Consider the following 20,128-nt stretch of genomic DNA (forward strand, 5'->3'; position numbering starts at 1 on the left):
AAAAATACACAAAAATACACAAATCAGGATTCAATTTGTGCGCGGAACGTAGTAAAATATATTGTTGTTCAAATTTGAATTAGTTAATCGCTGGGGTCATGTTCCTGTTGAACATGGTTGAAAGGAGAACGTTGTTGTGCAATTGTTAAAAAGTAAATCCTATTGGCTGTCATTGAGTCTGATGTTGTCCTTGGCTGTCATGGGGCTATTCTATGATATTCTCAATAGTCCGGAACGCGGGTTCGTAGTACTTAATTCCTCGCTTGACCGGATCATTCCTTATGTACCCGTCATGTCCATTCCATATTTGGGTTGGTACCCGTTTGTATTCGGTGTGCTCGCCTACCTGTGTGCCAAGGATCGACTGACGTATTACCGCGTCTTGTTATCCATGAATATCTGTGTCTGGATCTGTTATCTCATCTACTTCAACTTTCAGACCATGGTACCGCGCCCGGAACTGACGGGTACAGGCCTGGGAGTATCTGTTCTCGGATGGCTCTACAGCCAGGACCGCCCGTTTAATTGTTTTCCAAGTATTCATTCTCTTCACTCTTATCTGGTTATGCGTGCCGTTCTCTCGGTTCCAAGCATTCGCAAACCCATTAAGCTGTTGGTGGCTGCCGGAGCAGCGACCATCATAGTATCGACGCTAATGATCAAACAACATGTAATCTATGACGCCTTGGGTGCAGTCATACTCGGCGAATGTGTTCTCACCATCATCACAGGCCTCGCTCTACACCGGAGACGCAGAAAAGAATCGAAGTGGACAGAGGGGATCAACTGATCCCTCACTTCGATGGTTTCTGAAGATGCTGTTGTCGTCTCCATTCATCAATAAACAAACCTGCAAAATAGGGGTCCCACTGGGTCCCTTTTCCTTCTTCCAAAATCGTTAGCGCTTTCTCGTGACTCATCCCATTCCGATAGGGTCGATCTGATGTCATGGCATCAAAGGCATCTGCTACCGCAATGATGCGGCCAAAAAGGGGAATATCATCACCAGCCATCCCATCCGGGTATCCTTTGCCATCATATCTCTCATGGTGAGATCGTACACCTGGCAGAAAGTCCGCCATGGCATCAACAGGTTCTATCTGTAACAAAATACTCTCTCCCTGCACGGGATGTGTACGAATAATCGCGAATTCTTCATCGCTTAGTTTTCCATCCTTCAGCAGTACCTCATCAGGTATGCCGATTTTCCCGATATCATGAAGCAGAGCTGATTTGTACAACAAATCTGCCTGTTCCTCATTCATTCCACTCAGCTTGCCAATCATCAGGGAATACTCTGCCACCCGCATCGAATGCCCTGCCGTGTACTTATCTCGAGCGTCTAAAGCAGCCGCCAGTGTAGAAAAATAACTTTGCAACAGCTGCCGATTGCGTTCCTGTCTCATCTCCAGCCGATTAATCATCATATTAAAGCCGGAGATCAGTGCCGAAAACTCATCCGCATACAGATCCGGAGCTCGTCTGCCAAGATCTCCCCCCTGAATTCGGTTCATCTCATGCGTCAGTTCAGCAACTGGATCACGAACATCACGAATCAAGAGCCAGCTTCCCACCAGCGCAAACCCCGCGCCCAGAACCACGATGAGAATTCCCCACAGAATGTACTCTTTTGCAAATTCACTGTCCATATACTGAAGCCGGATATATGTAGCCAGGAAAAATAGAAATAGAGGAAATAATCCGATCAGTGCCGTACTTAGCTGAAATTTACGTTGAATCGATACCAGAATACGTCCTCCCAGTGAAGGCTCCATCCCATACTGAGTTTTGCCTCGATGACGAATCTCAAGTAACAGAGGTCTAATCGCTCGTACCGTTAGGTAATACTCAATCAGCGCATGCATGACGGCAATCAGAAAGGCGCATGCGGCGGCCACGATAATATACAAGTAAGGGAATTCTAGCCCCCCTGTGGATATCATCCATATGGTTAATCCGGCTGCCGGAAGTGAAAAACCAAGCATGTGCGGACCCATGATCCGATATATGGTCTGTCCAGGGAAACGATGAATTCTCTCGTACATGTGATTCAATTCGTCTCTCTCGTGATGCTCGGAAGCGAAAAATTGTCTTATGGGCCCAAGCTGCACCCACAGCGTAATTAATTCTGCAACCAACATGAACAAGAGTGAAATCAGTACAATAAAGATGAGTCGAACAAATTGAATATTGGGTATTTGCAGCGTAGACACCATAACCACTGTACCGACAACAAAAACAGCTGCCAGTGAACCGATCAGATAATTGCGTATCAGGCGAAAGATAAATGAACGGTATGCTTCCAACTGAACCCCTCACTCTCTATGTGCAACCCGTTCTCCCTTGAGACACGGGGAAATTATGGGTATTGCCTTCTATTTGTTTATCGGCTGCTCCGACTAAAAAAATTAATAAAATCCAATGGATGGGTGCCGAGACTTCAACTGTCGAATCGTTTCAAAAAATTTGACCCTGTCCCGATCTTCTGGTAGTAATCTGTAAAGCACGAAAAGGCTGCTCCATAACGGAGCAGCCTTAGGTGATATATCCTATATTTATCCTTTAATCTTGGCAGCCAGAATCATCGTACCCCGCGGCTCATCTCCCATTGCATCCGGTTCAAGCGTGATCGCAACCGTATCATAGTCGTTGGCCGAATCCAATGTGTAGTATACCGCTCCCGTCCCATCACGACTAAGGAACGTACCTGCATTCTGAGGGGTATCTCCTTTGATCAACCACACCTGAAAAGCCTCGTTGCCTTCCAGGTTCGGCAGGTTCTCAGCCTGCACAACCAAGTGAGTGCCTTTGCTGTCAATAACGATGGTTGCGAGACCCTGAGCTACAATATCCTGCGTTGCAGGATTCAGCTTCACTGCCTCGCCAGTCTGCATGCCCTGTGCAGGTTCCAAAGCTGATGCCAACTGCTCTTGCAGCTGCGCATTCTGCGCCTGTGCCTGCACCAGTTGCTCTTGCGTAGCCGACGAGCTCGCCGCTTGCTGCGTCAGCGAGTCGATCTGGCTCTGCAGCTGCGCCGCGTACACGCCAAGCACCAGCGCCGCTGCCGCAAGGCCGGCACTGGCCACGCGCCAGGCGCGGCTGCCCCGCGTACGCGCGCGCCCTTGAGGCTGCCATGGCTGTGCCTGGGCAGCCTCTTCTCCCCGGGCCGCAGGCACCGCCGTTACCGGCGGCAGGCCTGGCCCGGGCTGCGCCGCACGTTCGTGCTGCGGCGCAAGATCCTCCTGAAGCACCACGGGTGCTTCAGGATCAGCAGGAGCAGCCGCCGGCTTCGCCTCGGTGCTCTCCTGCACATGTCCGAGCACGTTGCCCAGCACACGTGCTCGCATGCCTGGCGGCGGTGCCACAGGTTCCGCCGCAAGTGGCAGGAAGCCAGTCACTTCCTGCAATTCCTTCACCTCCTGGCGACAAGGTTCGCAAGTTGCCATATGCGCTTCAAACGCCGCCACTTCCTCTGCTTCCAGTCCGCCCAGCACATACATCGGTGCCAGATCAGACCACTCCTCATGTCGTTCTATCATGGATGTATGCCCTCCCTTCCCGCGTCCGGATGCAATTCAGCATCGGCCAGCAACTTTTGGAGCTGTCGCATGGCAAGCCTGACACGGCTCTTTACTGTACCCAGCGGAATCCCGAATCGGCTGGATACTTCCTGCTGGGTTAATCCCGCATAATAAATCGATTCTATAACTTGCTGCTGATCACCATTCAGTTGGGACAACGCCTCTTTAATACGGGTGCCTTCCAATTTACGCTGCACTTCTTCTTCCGTATTCGTATGCTCATCGGCATAGGCCGCCAGTGTCTCATGTTCAACTGAAGTAGCCGCTGCCCCTTTCGATTTCCGCCTCAGCATGTCCACTGCTATGTTGCGCGTAATCGCAAACATCCATGTGGTCAGCTTCCCCTGTGAGGCATCGTATCGTTCAGCATTATTCCAGACCCGCATAAAAAGTTCCTGAACGGTCTCTTCTGCCGTCATGGGATCACCAACGATCCGATAGGCAAAAGAATACACCGCTCGCTCATAACGGTCATATAAAAGCTCCAGTGCGGAGGAATCACGTTCCGCAATCTGCCGCATTAACCTGCTGTCCTCCATCGATTCAGTCATGCGAGGGCCCCTTTCTGTTTCTTCCCTCTTATTATAACCTACGCAGAATCTTTTGAAGAGGATTACCTCAATTGAGAAATAGTTTGAAAAAATTCTGTATATTTTCAGACGAGCATTTCAGCTTCTGACTTGAAAGACCACCAGAAAAACATGTTTTTTATGTTCGCCCTTTCCTTTTTATTGCAATAAATTACAACCTGTGGTATAGTATAAGAGTTGTATTAAACAACCTCATATGATTTCTGTCTTCTTTAAACCCCGGAATATTTTCTTCATGCTGCGACCGCAGCGAATTAAGCACAATCAACCTATGAAGATTGAAGAACCTGCATCACAATAACCCGGTAGTACAGAGTTTCACAAGATGTTCCCATTCACACTGGCGCGGTCATCGGAGCCGCAAGGACAAAAGAGAGGTAGGGCTTTTGTTGTTTTGGATATCACTTATTCTTGAGAAGATTGAAAACATACACAAAGCACCCGGAATTGGGTTCCGGGTGTTTATCCATGTCTACATATTCAGTTCAGCACCACGTACAGACTGCCCTACACCAACCTTCAGTGAGTAAAGTCTCTCCTTCCGCTTATCAGACTAACCAGATAAATTCGGCTCTGCTTTTAAAACTTTTCCGTTCTCCCACTGACTGCACTTCTCGATTCTTACTTCCTTACTTTCTTACTTTCTTACTTTCTTACTTTCTTACTTTCTTACTTCTCCAATTATGAAAATAACACCGACTCCTAAAGCAAATGTTTACGACGCTCACCAGACACTAACGAATCCTGGACACCTTATATTGAGGATTTCTGCGGTATGTAATATCTAACGAATCTCAGCCACGTTAATCCATGTCACTTCATGAATATAGGCTCCAAACATGCCCGGATTGAGGAAATAAGAATTCCACGATTCGTTAAACTTTTGAAATGGCAGAATTTTATGAAATAGAGCCTATGGATTTCGTTAAAGAAACTATTCGCGAAATAAAAAGGGAGCAACGCAGGATGGATTCCTACGCTGCCCCACTCTGAATCACGGGAACGCTACCCCTTTATCTCAGGGTTTAAGAATTTAAGGCTTTTTGGACCAGCGCCCATGCGTAACGATCCACGTTCAGCAAAACCGTGTTTGCACGCACAACCAACTAGATGAACATCGTTTTGGAGATAATGACCAGCAGGATGAACAGAACAAGAATTGTGCCCATGGAACCCCAGCTTCCGCCGCCATGCCCATAGGATACTCCACAACCTTGTTGATAACCATGCATCATTGGAGCTTGATTTGGCTGGTGTCCGTATCCATAGCCATATCCCATTGGCATTGTTCCACAACCATATCCATACCCATGCATTTCATGACCTGTGTATTGGTATCCTTGCATATGCTCATAACCTCCCATATGTCCGTATACATGCCCCTGTCCGTTCGGTGAATTCGGTTTTACTTCGCTCATTGTTCATTCCTCCTTAACATTTGCCTACACCCCTAAGCTATGTATTCAGCCTACCTCTGGACCGGGCTATCGCCCTCATTTTGACAAAATGGGCGTTTAGCCGTTAAGTACCCTTCCCTTTTTTCGAAATATATTCCGTCTTTCAGTTCTGGAAATCCACCAATTCTTCCGTTCACCGTAAGTGATCTCTTCTCCCTGGCTCTCCATCACGCTTGTCCTCTAGAAAAAAAACCCCACCGGTTGCCCGGCAGAGCTCGTCATTATTATACCCAGAATGATTTTGTGATGATTACGAGAAGGATGAACAGAACCAGGATTGCTCCAGTCGATGTCCAGCCGCCGTATCCTGCGCCTTCAACTACGTTGCCCATGTAGAACCCTCCTTTACTAATATATTAGGGTCCAAACGGTTTATTAGATCAGGAATGCTTTAGAAATGATGACCAACAAGATAAAGAGAACCAAAATCGCGCCAGTCGATGTCCATGCGCCGCCGTATCCACCTACTACTCCACTCATGTAAACCCCTCCTTTGATTTGAGGTACAGTTCACTATATGCACTGATCACACATGGGACCGGGCTCAGGTCGAAAATGGGCTTTTTTTTCACATGACTATTCTCTAATTGAACATACATACAGGGTTAATTCTTAAGTCTGACGGTTATGTTCAAATACGTTTAAGTCATACATGAAACACACGGTACATCAACCAAATGTATGTACTATCGTTCAAGATCGATATCAACACGGTATATTATTAGATTTCAACTTGTTAAATACAGCTAAATTACCTTTTTAGTAAGTATGAATACTGAAGTATTTATTTATGTTATTATTTTACTAATAAAGTAGAAAGGAGTTTATTCCCACCATCTAGACTTGAGTATGCCAAACGAAATGATGACCTTAGAAAAAATCCCAGCCGATGGGAAGCACATTAGGAGAAATTAGACATAATGAAGAAACTTATTACGATCTTGGCACTAGCCACATTGCTTAGCGCTTGTGGTAATTCAGAAACAAATACAACAGCTAGTAGCCAAACTCCAGAAGCAACCCAGGCAACTGAAACTGTCTCAACAGAAGCAAAAGCTACGAAATACACTACATATAGTGGAGAAGGATTTTCTTTTGCTTATCCTGAATCCTGGCAAAGCGTAGATACAAGTCAAATGAATGTGCCATCCATTAAAGCTGCTTTTTCAGACCAATCTTCATCAGCCACATTTGCAGATAATATTAATCTGACGATTGAGGCCAGTTCAACCGGTTCAATTAATCCTGAAGAATACGCCAATAATGTGGTTGATTATTACACACAAAACGGTTCAAGTATCGGCATTACCGATTATAGAAAAAACAGCTACACAAACAAGCCTTATAAAGAATATAGTGCAGGTGTATTGGAAGGTACGTATAAACACTCCTCGGGTACAGATGTTGTCCTTGTCCAATATCTGATTCCAACCAATACAGAACTGTATAGCATGACACTAACCTATGCCAAAGATACATATAACCAGGACGAGATCAAAGATATTCTGGATTCCCTAAGCATCACTGCTCCTCTGGAGCAAACAGCGCCAACTGCAACGACTGGAAATTTAGCTGCCACAGCATCAGCCGCTGATTTCTTTAATGAGTTAACTCCGTACATTACGGAAGATACAGCCTTTATGGAGCAGGCTTCATATGATTTCTTTGACAAGCATAGCGATGTATTCCCTGCCAGCACGGCAGAACTCCGTAAAAAGGCGAAGAATCTCGTTGAAACCAATGTAACGACCCGACACCTGAATAAAAATGTGGCCAACTATTACACTACTTTCGTGCAAGTCAACGGTGAAGTTATTTCAGTTGAAGAAGATAACTCTCTCGGAGCAACCTTCTCTATCGTTCATGTCATGGATGAGAACGGAAATGATATTATAGCGATGTACCCTGCAACGACCGGAGATTTACTTGATGGTGACTATGCCACTGTTATCGGTGCTCCAATTACCAACTTCTCTTTTGAAAATATTGGCGGTGGCTACACCAACGCCACTTTGATTGGAGCCTCATTGGTAGTTGCAGATTAAACTGTTCAATGAGTATACAAAAAGGCCAGCTCTTTAAAAAGACTGGTCTTTTTGACATTCGATTTAGGGATGTAGAGTATTTACATTAGGAATTAATTCGGTCTTGCCTGAAGTGACGTCAGTTTATCCTGAACCGATTGTAACTTCTGTATACTAGAGGCATCCGGTTTATCACGACGGTCATCAATCTTGACGGATGTGGAAACACGCTGAGCTCCTGACAAAAACGGCGCTTCATGCAGAGCCGCAATTGCTGTAAAGATCTCGTTAAGCGGTCCCTCAATAATGGTACTCATGGAAGTTAACTGATATGTAATGCCCCGTTGATGTTCCAATACCTTTTGCATGTCTGCCACATAACTGCTTAGACTCGTTGTACCCGTTCCGATTGGAATGACAGTCACTTCTGCTATTGCCATTTTGCTCCGCCTCCTCTGGGCCCCGTGAACAACCGCTGCCGCTTATTTTAGTCGAATTTTGACTACTTTTATTCTACCAGTTGAATGCGTTACAATTCAAACTGACGTGAAGACGTCATTGGAATTGGTCAAAATTTTTTTTTGATAAATCTTCAAATCTTCCAGTCCTTTTCCTTTGCGGATTCCTGGCTTAAATGGTATACTCGGAATTACGTTTTACTGGTTCTGCCCACTTTACAAACACAATATGTTGGGTTACAGTATGTTGACAGCTACAAAATGTAGTAACACTAGATTTCTCCGCTTCTAATAGTCACCTTCTGCATTCTCGCGAAAAACAGGATGAAATCACCTCCAAAGGCACGTCCCTGTAGGTGTAAATCGCTTTCTCGAAACAGAGTTGACACCGAGGTTAAAGGGGCTGTTTGGACTGCATCCGGTATCCTCAAACTACAGGCACATCTGCATATAGACAAAAGCTTACATAAGCACCCTTCTCTGTCGATATTCCTGAACCTCCAAGACAGTAAGGAAGCCAGAGCATCCATGGGCATTTTCAGCCGCAAGGCGGGAGAATGCTTTTTATATGAGCATGTTCTGCATTGTGCTGCTTTGTGCGCTCAAGTTGAGCGATCTAAGACATGATTTGTCGCCGCCGTTTCAGTCCGCAAAACGCAACCCTATTTCTTTTTCTCACCGTAAGAAAGACACTCAATTCTTTATATAAAGAATTTCTCCAATTTATCTCTTAAACATGCGAAAGCGAGGAATATTCATGCCACAAGTTGTGACCAAGCCGAACAACCGCCAGCTTGCCTTTGATGATATGCGCATCTCGGTATATGCCGACCGTATTCTGGAAGGACTGGACATGCTCGACAAGGAACGTCTGGTACGCGGGGTAAACAGCAAGCTCCGCCGTGACGAAGTTACCGGAGACGAGATCAGCAACGCTTTTATGATGAGCGCACTGGAACTGGTAACCAAAGAGGAGCCTAACTGGAAATTTGCAGCGGCACGCTCCCTGCTCACTTCCCTGTACAAAAAAGCGGCTACCAACCGCAGATACAAGTCTTACCCGGACGAGCCTTATGGCGCATTCCACCCTCTTCTTGTAGATCTCGTAAAAAAAGGCATCTACCGTGAAGAATTGCTGGAATGTTACACCAAAGAACAGATCGACGAACTTGCGGAGTGCATTGACTATCGCAACGATCTGCTCTTCGATTACATCGGCTTGCTCACACTGGCAGAACGTTACCTTGCTCACGATTTTGACGGAAAAGTGATGGAGTTGCCTCAAGAGCGTTACATGGTTATCGCGATGTACCTGATGCATCAGGAGCCTGCTGAGAAACGTATGGACCTCGTCAAGGAAGCTTACTGGGCGATGAGCAACATGTATATGACAGCAGCTACACCTACGATGTCCAATGCGGGCAAAAAAGTGGCTGGACAGCTCTCCAGCTGCTTCATTGATACCGTGGACGACTCACTTGAAGGTATCTTCGATTCCAATACAGATGTAGCACGTCTGAGCAAAATGGGCGGCGGCATCGGTGTGTACCTCGGTAAAGTCAGAGCTCGTGGATCGGATATCCGTGGACACAAAAACACAAGTTCTGGTGTAATCCCTTGGATTCGCCAACTGAACAATACAGCGGTCAGCGTAGACCAGCTCGGTACACGTAAAGGTGCCATTGCCGTATATCTGGACGTCTTCCACAAAGACATCTTGGCCTTCCTTGATCTGAAGCTGAACAATGGTGACGAACGGATGCGTGCACATGACGTATTCCACGGCATCTGTCTGCCTGACCTGTTCATGGAGCGAGTAGCCAGCCGCGGTGAGTGGAGTCTGTTCTGCCCGCATGAAACGAAAAAAGTGATGGGCTGGAAAGATGAGAACGGTCGTGCACTCGGACTGGAAGATTTCTATGATGAAACTGTAGGCGCAGGCGCGTTCCGTGAGAAATATGAGGAAGCGGTCAACCACCCGCTGTTGTCCCGTATCACAGTTCAGGCGATTGATATCATGAAACGTGTTATGAAATCCCAACTGGAAACGGGTACGCCTTACATGTTCTACCGGGATACCGTTAACCGTTCGAACCCGAACAGTGCACACGGCATGGTGTACTCTTCCAACCTTTGTACCGAGATCATGCAGAACCAATCTGCGACCGTAGTTGAAAAGGAAGAGCTCGTAACCAAGGATGGACAAACCCGTATCGTGATTTCCAAAGTACCCGGCGATTTCGTAGTCTGCAACCTGAACTCTATTCACTTGGCACGTGCTGTACCTCATGATGTATTGGAACGTCTGGTACCGATTCAGGTTCGTATGCTGGACAACGTTATCGATATCAACAACATTGAAGTGCTGCAAGCCCAATACACCAACAGTCAATACCGTGCAGTTGGTCTGGGAACCTTCGGACTTCATCATCTGCTTGCTCTTGAAGGCATTCGTTGGGAATCGGAAGAAGCAGTCACATATAACGATAATCTGTATGAAAAAATTAACTATCTGCTCGTGAAAGCCAGCATGGAACTTTCCAAGGAAAAAGGACATTATCCGAAATTCCAAGGTTCCGATTGGCAAACAGGCAAATACTTCGATCAACGGGAATACACGACTGGTGAGCGCGTAGGCGAATTCGTTACAACGGAACAATGGAAAGAACTGCAAGCCCAAGTTCAGCAAAACGGTGTACGTAACGCTTGGTTGTTCGCCATTGCACCAAATGGTTCAACGTCCATCATTGCAGGTTCAACAGCCAGCATTGATCCGCTTTACGAACTGTTGTCCTACGAAGAGAAAACGACATACAAGATTGCCAACCCGGCACCTGATCTGTCCGAAAAAACGATCTGGTACTACAAAACAGCGTTCATGGTGGATCAACATGCTTCCATCAATATGGCTGCTGCCCGTCAACGCCACGTCGATCAGGGACAGAGCTTCAACCTGTATGTTCGTCCGGATATCAAAGCAACGGAATTCCTGGAACTGCACTTGCACGCCTGGAGAGCCGGCATGAAATCGACGTATTACGTTCGTAGCCGGGCATTAACCATTGAAGAATGCGATTCTTGCGCAAGCTAAGTTTTATCCGTGATAGAGAAGATTAACTAGATTCACGATGACCACCAGGGCATCCTGTTTTGATTGCAAAATGGCGTTGCCCTGGTTATTTTTTGCCTAAAACACGATCACAGCATCGCAAGATGTTGATATAGATGATTTTCCAAAGTTCTGTCGGCAGAACATTATGATATTTCAAGGAGTGAACGGACGATGCAAGTACAGAAAATTTTCAACACCGAAGCCCCTAACCAATCCACCCGTATTATTGAAGGTGAATGCTCCGGTATCCTGAACTGGAACGACATTCGCATGCCACATATGTATAAATTGTACAAAGTACTGCTGCTCAACCACTGGATTGCAGACGAGATTCCAATGTCCAAAGATGCTTCCCAGTTTGCTCAACTGGATGAGGAAGAACAACGCACATTCAAAATCAACATTTCCCTGCTCGCAGTACTTGATTCCATGCAGACGATGTTTGTGGGTGACGTAAAACGTTACTTTACCGATTCTTCACTCGAAGCGATCTCGGCCATTATTGGACAGCAGGAAGTTGTTCATAACCAATCGTATTCCTACGTCCTCTCTTCCATCGTATCTGATCGGGAGCAAAAGGAAATTTTTGAATACTGGAAACATGATCCGGTACTGCTCGACCGCAACCGTTTCATTGCTGATATCTATCAGAACTTCCGGGACGAGCCGTCTCCACAGACGTTCTTCCAAGCTATGGTAGCCGATCTGGTACTCGAAGGAATCTTCTTCTATAGTACGTTTGCCTTCTTCTACAACCTGGCCCGTGACCAGAAAATGATGGCAACCAGCCAGATGATCTCTTATATCCAACGGGATGAAAACCAACACTGTTACTTCTTCGCTGAAGTGTACAAACAATTGCTGGTGGACTTCCCTGAACTGAACACACCTGAGAACATGGAATATGTATACACAACAATTAATCGTGCGGTTGAGCTTGAAACCAACTGGGCACATTATACACTCAGCAACGTACGCGGCATTGACCTGAACGAGCTGGAAGATTACATCAAGTACATCGCCAACAAACGTCTGCGTCTGATGGGTATGGAAAAAGCATATGAAGGTGTGGATGTAAACTGCATGCCTTGGATCAAACCATTTTCCGATGAAGCACTGAATGCAACCAAAACCGACTTCTTCGAAGCCAAATCCCGTAACTACGGTAAAGTTGGTGACGATAACGGATTTGACGATTTGTAAAATCTTCTGATCAAGTATCCCGATATAAATAAGCACACATTAAAACACTCCCTTTGATAGAATGCCTTCATGGCTATCTGCATGCGGGAGTGTTTTTTTGTCTCTTAACCCTGTAAGATAGTTTGTAAAAGACTCACATCCCTCCCAACGAAATGAGGCCTATTCATGGAAAGAGAACTGCTGGAACAAATCAACTTGTGGCATGAGCAGGACCAATTCAGTCTCATTATTGAACGTATCGAGCGTATCCCCGTCTCAGAACGGGATTATGATCTGATTGGTCAACTCGCCAGAGCCTATAACAATGACGCACGTTACCGCGAAGCCATTCAACAACTAATGTCTGTCGAGGAGCAAGGGGTAAACGATCCGCTCTGGCAATATCGCTTAGGGTACGCGTACTGTTATATCGCCGACTATGAACAAGCACTATTGGCGTTTGAGAGAGCTAACGAACTTCAGCCACATGATGAATCAACCCTTGAATTTCTAAGTCAGATTCGACCTTTTACCGAGAAGATGCGACGGGATCGACAACGCCATGAAGAACAAGTGACAGCATGGGAGCAGCGTGGCACGTTGAACCATCTTCGTGCTGCTTCAGGAACGTACGACCCAGTGACATTCTGGAAGCAGAGTGATTATGCACGGGATAACCATGTGTCGGCCCCCTTTGACGAAGACATGATTGTATCGCTTGAACAAGAATTTGGTTACAAGCTCCCTGCCTCCTATATTCAGCTTATGCATACCCAAAATGGTGGAATCCCTGCACGAACGGTGTTCCCAACCGAAGAAGCAACCTCCTGGGCTGTGGACCATATTGAGATTTCAAGTATTTTGGGGATCGGCCGGGACAAGATGTATTCCCTTGGAGGAGAGTTTGGGAGTCGGTTCATGATCGAAGATTGGGGATACCCCGACCTGGGAATTGTGATCTGTGATTGTCCATCCGCTGGTCATGATGTCGTTATGCTGGATTATCGCTTCTGTGGCCCTGAAGGCGAGCCCTGTGTAGTTCATGTAGATCAGGAAAATGATTTTGAGATTACATATCTTGCTCCGAATTTTGAAGCTTTCATCCGTGGATTGGTCGATGAGGATTGGTATGACCTGTCTGACGAAGAGAATGAGGACTAAACTTCAGGAGGATCCGGCCATATGACAACCCGTATCTATTTTGGTTCCAATCAACTTGGCGAAGTGGCTGCCATTTCATTGCAGGACGCGCTGAATGAACTTGAACTGGGAACCCTTGAAGACTATCAACGAACGGATAAAGGGGTTATGGGGCAGACCTTGCTCATTCGAACTTCCCGTGGAGAGTATATTCTGAAAGGCAATCCTTTATATGCTGGACAGTTACAGGAAGAAAAGTTCTTTGTAGAACAACTGGCGAAACATACGTCCATTCCTGTCCCTGACCCCTATTTATTACATGAAGATACCGAACTTCTGGGCTGGAGTTATGCCATCATGCCGCGCCTGCCCGGGAATCACCTGTATGATCCAGCATTCCAGGCCTCATTGTCACAGCAAGATCAGGAAGAGATCGCCTGTATGTTTGCACATACTTTGGCTGAACTGCACCGCTGGAAGGTGCCTGATGCCGGAGAATATGACCCTGTAGCGCAGCAGATTGTTTCCTTTGCAGGCGATTATCTGGACTGGTTGTACGGAACCATTCGTCACTGGTTACATGATGCTGAACAGTACTCGGTGATTACGGATGAAGATGTTCAGTGGGTGGACGAGCAATTCAAAAATGCTGAACCGGCGTTTCGTTCCAAAGCTGTTCCGAGTTTTGTCATGGGAGACTTCAAGGTCGAGAATATCCTGATTCAAAATCTGGATGATCGTCCTTCAGGGTGGCAGATTAGTGGTCTGTTTGATTTTACAACCGCCTATTTCGGAGACGGCACAGCCGACTTAACCAAAATATCCACCAGATATGTTCGTGAGGGTCAACCAGAGCTGGCCTCACAGTTCCTTCGCTGCTACCGAGATCTGATCTGTGCAGCAGATGAGGAGAAATGCCAACACTTCCGTACACGTCTCAGCATGCATCTGCTCTATCAACGGATCTTGTGGTGGGGCGAAGCCAAAGCGACAGGACAAGTGACGTGGGCACCCGACCTGCCTTTTGCACAGTGGGCGGAGCAGTCCATCGATTCGATTCTGGCATTGCTGGATTAATCCAGGCGAACGCGTATAACCGCCAAAGATCATTGATGATCTCTGGCGGTTTTCTTCATACCACTATATATCTCGAATAACGATGAAACCCTGCTCGACTCAAGCCTGTGCGACGGGTGACTCCTGATGTTTCTGCAAAAACTCCAGCATCCGGCGATACACGAGAATCTCGTTTGCCTTTCTGGAGAAGCCATGGCCCTCATCGTCCAGAACGATATATTCCACATCAAGTCCCTTCGACTGGAGCGCAGCCACGATCTGATCGGATTCGGCCTTCACGACCCTTGGATCATTGGCACCCTGAATGACCAGCATTGGGTTAACCATCTGATCGAGATACGTAATCGGTGAATCCTTGGTTAAGCGTTCGCGGTCACGGACCGGATCACCTAGCCAGTTATCCATCATCGGCTTCCAGTCTTCCGGTACGGATTCCAGGAATGTGAACAGGTTACTTGGCCCAAAAATATCAACCGCAGCCCGGAACAGCTCCGGATGGCGTCCTGCCAATAACAGGGTCATGTATCCCCCATAACTTCCACCTACCACAAACAGCCGCTCTGGTGAGGTAATTCCCTGATCAAACAACCAGTTGATCCCGGCAACACAGTCCAGTCTTGGCCCTTCGCCCCAATCTCGTTCAACCAATTTGACGAATTCCGCACCATATCCGGTACTGCCCCGGAAATTCGGTGCAAAGATATGATAGCCCTGAGCGAGCATCATCTGGAACATCGGGCGAAAAAACTTCGCTTCGGAGGCTTGCGGCCCACCATGAGGCCAAAATACGGTGTAGCCATTGGCCTGATCTGGCTTTGCTTTGAACAAGAGAGCTTCAATCTCCAGTCCGTCGTAGGAGTTATACCGAATAACGTCAGGGTACACGAGATCACTTGGGTGCAGTCCGGTTACCCGATTGGCAGTCAGCGGCTCCCAGGACTCAGCACCTGCCATTTTGCGATAAATGTTATGCGGCTGGATTGCTCCACGTCCGAGGATATACACATTGCCCGCCTTCGTAACGTTCACCTGCTCTATCGTATCCAACGGCATCTCTATGCGCCGAGGCTCATCGGCATTTTTGCCTAATACGTACATACGATTCTCCGGCCCTGTAAGTGTCCAGAAATATAAGGTCTCGGAAGCCTGATGCCAGCGGATAAACTCCACATCTTCCCCTTCGATTTTGCACAATGAACGGAATTCGCGGGTATCGATACGGTACTCAGCCACATAGGCGTATGTGGAGTCATCATTGGTAATGAACAGAAGGCGATTGTCATCTGCAAAAATCAGATCGGATACCTGACTATGACGTTCTGAGGCTGGCAGAATGACCATTTCTTCATCGTTACGATACAGATGCGCCGTCTGATACGTATTCGAGTACATTTTGAGAATGACATAACTCTTCTCGTCAGGACTTACGGCAACCAGGCTGCTCGTAACCTCTTCTCCACTGTACAAAAGTTCATCTTCACCTGTCTCCAGATCGATGCGCCGTGAATTCAGATAGTTCGGATTACCCGCGCTGGTGACATAATAGAGACGTTGTCCATCCTCGGACAATTCAGAGAAATAACAGCGATCATTCGGTTCTGCCGGAACCACAGGCAGTGGAACACCACCCTCGGATGGAAGTGCATAAAGATGATAGTTCTCATCTCCATCCCGATCAAACGCGGTAAGAAGATGACGTCCTTGCGGGTCTGCTTTAATAAATTGACTGCTCTGATTCAAGTACGTTAAAGGATACGGGTATCCTCCAGGCAAATCCATCGCCCAAATATTCGGCTGACCGTTCAGATTGCTGTCCATGAACAAACGTTTCTCGTCTGCCGATACGGCAAAATGCGAAATACGGTACGTCTGAAAATATTGCTCAACATCCGGTTTAGGGAACTGAATCATGACAAACCTCCTTGGAATTGAACCAATGAATTTAACATTGGTAAATTAAGGTACCATTTGTCCATATTATAGGTAATGCCAATGTTTAGACAATAGATATGTGAGTTATAATTCCGATTCTCTCCATTTTCCCCTCAAATCATGGATAAAAGGTCATATGAGCTTTGTCTTCCCGATAATAATCCAGCCTTTGTTTCATCGTACCTGTATGCAGTTCAAACAGATGTCCATCCGGATCGGTGAAATAGACAGAAGCTGCGTCCCGTGGATCTCTTGGCCTTCCGGGAAGTATGTCCGCCCCGGCGGCTCGCAGTTGCTGTACAGACTCGTCGAACTCCTCTTCTGTAACGGTAAAAGCAATATGGGTATAGGTTCGTTCCGTATAGTTGCGAATAACATCCTCCTGATTCAGTGCAATCCATAGTCCGGCAAGCTCGAAATAAGCGAGTTTACGTCCTTTCACTTGAATTCGGGCACCGAGAGCCTGCTCATAAAAGGTAATGGACCGCTCCAGATTGGAAACGGAAAAGCACAAATGATTAATTCCTTGAATATTCATGTGGCTCCTGACACCTCCATCGATTTAAGGATCTATCCTTATTATGGTATATTTTGCGCAAAAAACAACCGCTGTGCCTGCTCCTCTCGCACATCCTTCTGGGCGAATGCATAGGTTATCCGTATCAATGAACGTTCGAGGAGGATGTAAAGCGAATGAATCCTGTCTATCCTTTTTATGGTGAGAAAACGGTGTGCAAGGAGCAAAAGCTGGCATTTCCACCCCAGCATCAGGACCAGCAACCCGGTCTGGAAACCCTGATGGTGCCTGAACCGATTAGTGAAGATCCTGCTTATATCGGCAGCTGCAAACTCGAAGGCAAAGTTGCCATTATTACGGGTGGTGATAGCGGAATCGGCCGGGCAGCAGCCATCGCTTTTGCCAAGGAAGGTGCGGATATCGTCATCGCTTATCTATATGAACGGACAGACGCCGAAAGGACTCGTGAACGGATCGAAGAACTGGGACAGCGCTGTCTCTTAATCGAGATTGACCTCCGCCTAAAGAAAAATTGTGAAACCGTCATTCGCACGACGATGGAGACCTATGGAAAGATCGATATTCTGGTCAACAACCATGGCGTACAATATGTGCAGCCAAGCATTGTTGATATTACGGAGGAGCAGTTGTACCACACCTTTCAAACGAATGTGTTCGCCTATTTCTTTCTGATCCAGGCCGCACTCCCCCATCTGTGCAAAGGTGCCTCCATCATCAATACGGCTTCCATTACAGCATATAAAGGTAACGTCCAGTTGATCGACTACTCTTCTACCAAAGGAGCCGTCGTATCGCTCACTCGTGTACTCGCACAATCGCTCGCTGCACAGGGAATCCGTGTGAATTCTGTCGCCCCGGGACCCATCTGGACACCGCTCATCCCTGCCAGCTTCTCCGCGGAGGATGTGCAGGTATTCGGAACGGAGACACCTATGGGTCGGGCTGGTCAGCCTTACGAACTGGCGGCAGCTTATGTCTATCTCGCCTCCCGCGATTCATCCTACGTCACAGGTGAATGCATTCATGTCAATGGCGGCGATATGGTAACGACTTAGGGTAATGCGGTGGCTGATGTCACTTCACTTGGTAGAAACGTATTAGATGATAGCTAATCAGGCTGGGATGGAACGTATTTCTGAACGATGTGCTGCTGATGTCAGGTTGGATTTGGCAGGTGTGGCAGGATATCGGTTGTCCGGTTGCGAAAAGGGTTAGGAGTATAATTCGGTGATACCTGAACCTGACATCTTGTGAAAAGGAGCTGAACAACCTGATGAACTTTGATCCCCTCTACCAACCGTACCCCTCGTACCGCGTGCCCGTATATGCCAAGCAAGGCATGGTCGCCACGTCACAGCCACTGGCTGCACAAGCCGGTCTGGATTTATTGAAAAAAGGCGGCAACGCCATCGATGCCGCCATTGCAACTGCGGCAGCACTCACGGTGCTGGAGCCTACGTCCAATGGCATTGGAGGCGATGCTTTTGCCCTCGTCTGGACCGAGGGCAAACTGCATGGCCTGAATGCCAGCGGCCCTGCGCCTCAGGGCATATCCATTGAGGCGCTTCAAGCGGCAGGCCATACGGAGATGCCGAAGCTTGGGGTTGTTCCGGTGACGGTGCCTGGCGCACCGGCGGGTTGGGCTGAGCTGAGCCGCCGTTTCGGGCGGCTCACGCTGGGGGAAGCGCTGGAACCAGCCATCCGCTACGCGGAGGAAGGTTATCCGCTTGCGCCTGGGCTGGCCCGCCACTGGGCAAGGGCAGCCGAGATCTATGCACGCCAGGGTGATGCGAAGGCAGGGCGTGCGTGGTTTGAGACGTTTGCTCCAGGCGGGCGTGTTCCCGCAGCTGGAGAGTTGTGGCGCTCGCCGGATCATGCGGCGACTTTGCGCCAGATTGGCGAGAGCGAAGCGCGAGACTTTTACGAAGGAGAACTGGCAGAATGCATTCATTCCTTTATGGCAGAGCATGGTGGTTATCTGACCAAAGACGATCTGGCCGCATTCCGACCCGAATGGGTTGATCCCATCTCCGTCTCCTATCGTGGATACGATGTGTGGGAGATTCCACCGAATGGACAAGGATTGATTGCTCTGGCGGCGCTTAATCTGCTGAAAGGATATGAATTTGAAGAGAAAGAATCTGTTCAGGCGTATCATCAGCAGCTCGAAGCCATGAAGCTGGCATTTGCTGATGGGGAGAAATATATTACCGAAGAACGCAAAATGGGCGTGACCGTAGAGGAACTACTCTCCGAGGCCTACGCGGAAGAACGCCGCAAACTCATTAATGATACCGCACGAACACCTGAGGCAGGTGATCCACGAGCAAGTGGAACGGTCTATCTGGCTACAGCGGACGGTGAAGGCAACATGGTTTCCTTTATCCAGAGTAACTACATGGGCTTCGGGTCTGGACTTGTTGTTCCGGGGACAGGCATTGCCCTGCAAAATCGTGGACATAACTTCTCACTGGACCCGAACCATGCCAACGCACTGGAGCCAGGCAAACGAACATATCACACGATCATTCCGGGGTTCCTCACCCGTGGTAACAAAGCGGTCGGGCCATTTGGTGTCATGGGTGGTTTCATGCAGCCGCAGGGTCATGTACAGGTGGTCATGAATACAATCGATTATCACCTGAACCCACAGGCTGCCCTGGATTCTCCACGCTGGCAGTGGACGAAGGGCAAAACGATTCTTGTGGAACCGGGTTTCCCGCAGCACATTGCACAGGCACTCGCCCGCAAAGGTCATGATATTCAAGTGGCACTTGATCCATCCCAGTTTGGACGCGGTCAGATTATCTGGCGCAACCCGGACAATGGCGTATTATGCGGCGGTACGGAAACGCGAGCCGATGGCTCCATTGCGGCTTGGTAAGCTCATGTCATTTCATTTATAAAGACAAGTGTGGATATCACGACCCGCTTCTCATATCCGCTAGTTCATTTCAAAGACACAATAGAGATGATTCATGTGAACTCTGTTGTGTCTTTTTGTCTTTTTAGAGTTTTTAACATCAGCAAACAACAT

The 20,128-nt window shown here is 47.6% G+C and carries 17 protein-coding genes; 8 read left to right on the top strand and 9 right to left on the bottom strand.

Translation table 11 applies throughout. The features are described 5' to 3' along the window. Positions 1-136: 136 nt before the first annotated feature. Entirely contained in the window at positions 137-790 is a 654-nt protein-coding gene (locus AB4111_RS24275) for a phosphatase PAP2 family protein (protein WP_442033538.1), read from the top strand. Positions 791-794: 4 nt separating this feature from the next. Here the strand turns inward: AB4111_RS24275 and AB4111_RS24280 are convergent, their stop codons facing one another. The 6 genes from AB4111_RS24280 to AB4111_RS24305 all read right to left on the bottom strand — a co-directional run bounded on the left by AB4111_RS24280 (position 795) and on the right by AB4111_RS24305 (position 6,108). After that, positions 795-2,306, bottom strand: coding sequence for an HD domain-containing phosphohydrolase (locus tag AB4111_RS24280; protein ID WP_442033539.1), 1,512 nt, complete (start codon positions 2,304-2,306; stop codon positions 795-797). Positions 2,307-2,555: 249 nt separating this feature from the next. Beyond that, positions 2,556-3,539, bottom strand: coding sequence for an anti-sigma factor domain-containing protein (locus AB4111_RS24285; protein ID WP_442033540.1), 984 nt, complete (start codon positions 3,537-3,539; stop codon positions 2,556-2,558). Further along, on the bottom strand, positions 3,536-4,132 hold the full coding sequence (locus AB4111_RS24290) for an RNA polymerase sigma factor (RefSeq protein ID WP_091018589.1): 597 nt from the start codon (positions 4,130-4,132) through the stop codon (positions 3,536-3,538). The genes AB4111_RS24285 and AB4111_RS24290 overlap by 4 nt, the downstream gene beginning before the upstream one ends. A gap of 1,145 nt (positions 4,133-5,277) precedes the next feature. Next, positions 5,278-5,589 carry a hypothetical protein gene (locus tag AB4111_RS24295; protein ID WP_339299038.1) on the bottom strand — a complete coding sequence of 104 codons (312 nt, stop codon included), beginning with the start codon at positions 5,587-5,589 and terminating at the stop codon, positions 5,278-5,280. Between the two features lie 263 nt (positions 5,590-5,852). Beyond that, on the bottom strand, positions 5,853-5,960 hold the full coding sequence (locus AB4111_RS24300; protein ID WP_190945226.1) for a sporulation protein YjcZ: 108 nt from the start codon (positions 5,958-5,960) through the stop codon (positions 5,853-5,855). A 43-nt stretch (positions 5,961-6,003) separates the two neighbouring features. Further along, positions 6,004-6,108, bottom strand: coding sequence for a hypothetical protein (locus AB4111_RS24305; protein WP_017690880.1), 105 nt, complete (start codon positions 6,106-6,108; stop codon positions 6,004-6,006). A gap of 440 nt (positions 6,109-6,548) precedes the next feature. On the opposite strand from AB4111_RS24305, the gene AB4111_RS24310 reads away from it, so the two are divergent. Continuing rightward, the gene (locus tag AB4111_RS24310; protein ID WP_442033541.1) at positions 6,549-7,673 is read left to right on the top strand and encodes a PsbP-related protein; all 1,125 of its coding nucleotides are present in this window, start codon (positions 6,549-6,551) and stop codon (positions 7,671-7,673) included. A gap of 92 nt (positions 7,674-7,765) precedes the next feature. On the opposite strand, the gene AB4111_RS24315 is transcribed toward AB4111_RS24310, so the two are convergent. Continuing rightward, positions 7,766-8,092, bottom strand: a complete 327-nt coding sequence (locus AB4111_RS24315) for an MTH1187 family thiamine-binding protein (protein WP_017690882.1) — start codon at positions 8,090-8,092, stop codon at positions 7,766-7,768. Positions 8,093-8,867: 775 nt separating this feature from the next. Here AB4111_RS24315 and AB4111_RS24320 point away from each other — a divergent pair. From AB4111_RS24320 to AB4111_RS24335, 4 genes are all read left to right on the top strand, one after another. Next, positions 8,868-11,201 carry a ribonucleoside-diphosphate reductase subunit alpha gene (locus AB4111_RS24320; protein WP_442033542.1) on the top strand — a complete coding sequence of 778 codons (2,334 nt, stop codon included), beginning with the start codon at positions 8,868-8,870 and terminating at the stop codon, positions 11,199-11,201. Between the two features lie 192 nt (positions 11,202-11,393). Further along, complete coding sequence (locus tag AB4111_RS24325; RefSeq protein WP_105601435.1) at positions 11,394-12,425, top strand: ribonucleotide-diphosphate reductase subunit beta; 1,032 nt, start codon at positions 11,394-11,396, stop codon at positions 12,423-12,425. Between the two features lie 165 nt (positions 12,426-12,590). Beyond that, positions 12,591-13,565 (top strand): SMI1/KNR4 family protein, encoded by a 975-nt coding sequence (locus AB4111_RS24330; protein ID WP_442033543.1) that lies wholly within the window; start codon positions 12,591-12,593, stop codon positions 13,563-13,565. 21 nt (positions 13,566-13,586) lie between these two features. Further along, positions 13,587-14,621 carry a phosphotransferase family protein gene (locus AB4111_RS24335; protein ID WP_442033544.1) on the top strand — a complete coding sequence of 345 codons (1,035 nt, stop codon included), beginning with the start codon at positions 13,587-13,589 and terminating at the stop codon, positions 14,619-14,621. A gap of 99 nt (positions 14,622-14,720) precedes the next feature. Here AB4111_RS24335 and AB4111_RS24340 read toward each other — a convergent pair whose 3' ends face one another. Beyond that, positions 14,721-16,532 (bottom strand): S9 family peptidase, encoded by a 1,812-nt coding sequence (locus tag AB4111_RS24340; protein ID WP_442033545.1) that lies wholly within the window; start codon positions 16,530-16,532, stop codon positions 14,721-14,723. A gap of 139 nt (positions 16,533-16,671) precedes the next feature. Continuing rightward, entirely contained in the window at positions 16,672-17,091 is a 420-nt protein-coding gene (gene fosB, locus AB4111_RS24345; RefSeq protein WP_442033546.1) for a metallothiol transferase FosB, read from the bottom strand. A 155-nt stretch (positions 17,092-17,246) separates the two neighbouring features. Between fosB and AB4111_RS24350 the strand changes: the two genes are divergently transcribed. Then, on the top strand, positions 17,247-18,146 hold the full coding sequence (locus AB4111_RS24350; RefSeq protein ID WP_442033547.1) for a glucose 1-dehydrogenase: 900 nt from the start codon (positions 17,247-17,249) through the stop codon (positions 18,144-18,146). Positions 18,147-18,364: 218 nt separating this feature from the next. Next, entirely contained in the window at positions 18,365-19,975 is a 1,611-nt protein-coding gene (locus tag AB4111_RS24355) for a gamma-glutamyltransferase family protein (protein WP_442033548.1), read from the top strand. Positions 19,976-20,128: the final 153 nt, after the last annotated feature.

This window comes from Paenibacillus sp. 2KB_22, assembly GCF_052115745.1.
GTDB lineage: Bacteria > Bacillota > Bacilli > Paenibacillales > Paenibacillaceae > Paenibacillus.

What these genes read in the sequence shown, in the direction of transcription:
- AB4111_RS24300 (WP_190945226.1), bottom strand. Translation starts at nt 5,960, where the DNA reads ATGGGCAACGTAGTTGAAGGCGCAGGATACGGCGGCTGGACATCGACT.
- fosB (WP_442033546.1), bottom strand. Translation starts at nt 17,091, where the DNA reads ATGAATATTCAAGGAATTAATCATTTGTGCTTTTCCGTTTCCAATCTG.
- AB4111_RS24320 (WP_442033542.1), top strand. Translation starts at nt 8,868, where the DNA reads ATGCCACAAGTTGTGACCAAGCCGAACAACCGCCAGCTTGCCTTTGAT.
- AB4111_RS24305 (WP_017690880.1), bottom strand. Translation starts at nt 6,108, where the DNA reads ATGAGTGGAGTAGTAGGTGGATACGGCGGCGCATGGACATCGACTGGC.
- AB4111_RS24355 (WP_442033548.1), top strand. Translation starts at nt 18,365, where the DNA reads ATGAACTTTGATCCCCTCTACCAACCGTACCCCTCGTACCGCGTGCCC.
- AB4111_RS24325 (WP_105601435.1), top strand. Translation starts at nt 11,394, where the DNA reads ATGCAAGTACAGAAAATTTTCAACACCGAAGCCCCTAACCAATCCACC.
- AB4111_RS24295 (WP_339299038.1), bottom strand. Translation starts at nt 5,589, where the DNA reads ATGAGCGAAGTAAAACCGAATTCACCGAACGGACAGGGGCATGTATAC.
- AB4111_RS24310 (WP_442033541.1), top strand. Translation starts at nt 6,549, where the DNA reads ATGAAGAAACTTATTACGATCTTGGCACTAGCCACATTGCTTAGCGCT.
- AB4111_RS24315 (WP_017690882.1), bottom strand. Translation starts at nt 8,092, where the DNA reads ATGGCAATAGCAGAAGTGACTGTCATTCCAATCGGAACGGGTACAACG.
- AB4111_RS24340 (WP_442033545.1), bottom strand. Translation starts at nt 16,532, where the DNA reads ATGATTCAGTTCCCTAAACCGGATGTTGAGCAATATTTTCAGACGTAC.
- AB4111_RS24350 (WP_442033547.1), top strand. Translation starts at nt 17,247, where the DNA reads ATGAATCCTGTCTATCCTTTTTATGGTGAGAAAACGGTGTGCAAGGAG.
- AB4111_RS24290 (WP_091018589.1), bottom strand. Translation starts at nt 4,132, where the DNA reads ATGACTGAATCGATGGAGGACAGCAGGTTAATGCGGCAGATTGCGGAA.
- AB4111_RS24285 (WP_442033540.1), bottom strand. Translation starts at nt 3,539, where the DNA reads ATGATAGAACGACATGAGGAGTGGTCTGATCTGGCACCGATGTATGTG.
- AB4111_RS24330 (WP_442033543.1), top strand. Translation starts at nt 12,591, where the DNA reads ATGGAAAGAGAACTGCTGGAACAAATCAACTTGTGGCATGAGCAGGAC.
- AB4111_RS24335 (WP_442033544.1), top strand. Translation starts at nt 13,587, where the DNA reads ATGACAACCCGTATCTATTTTGGTTCCAATCAACTTGGCGAAGTGGCT.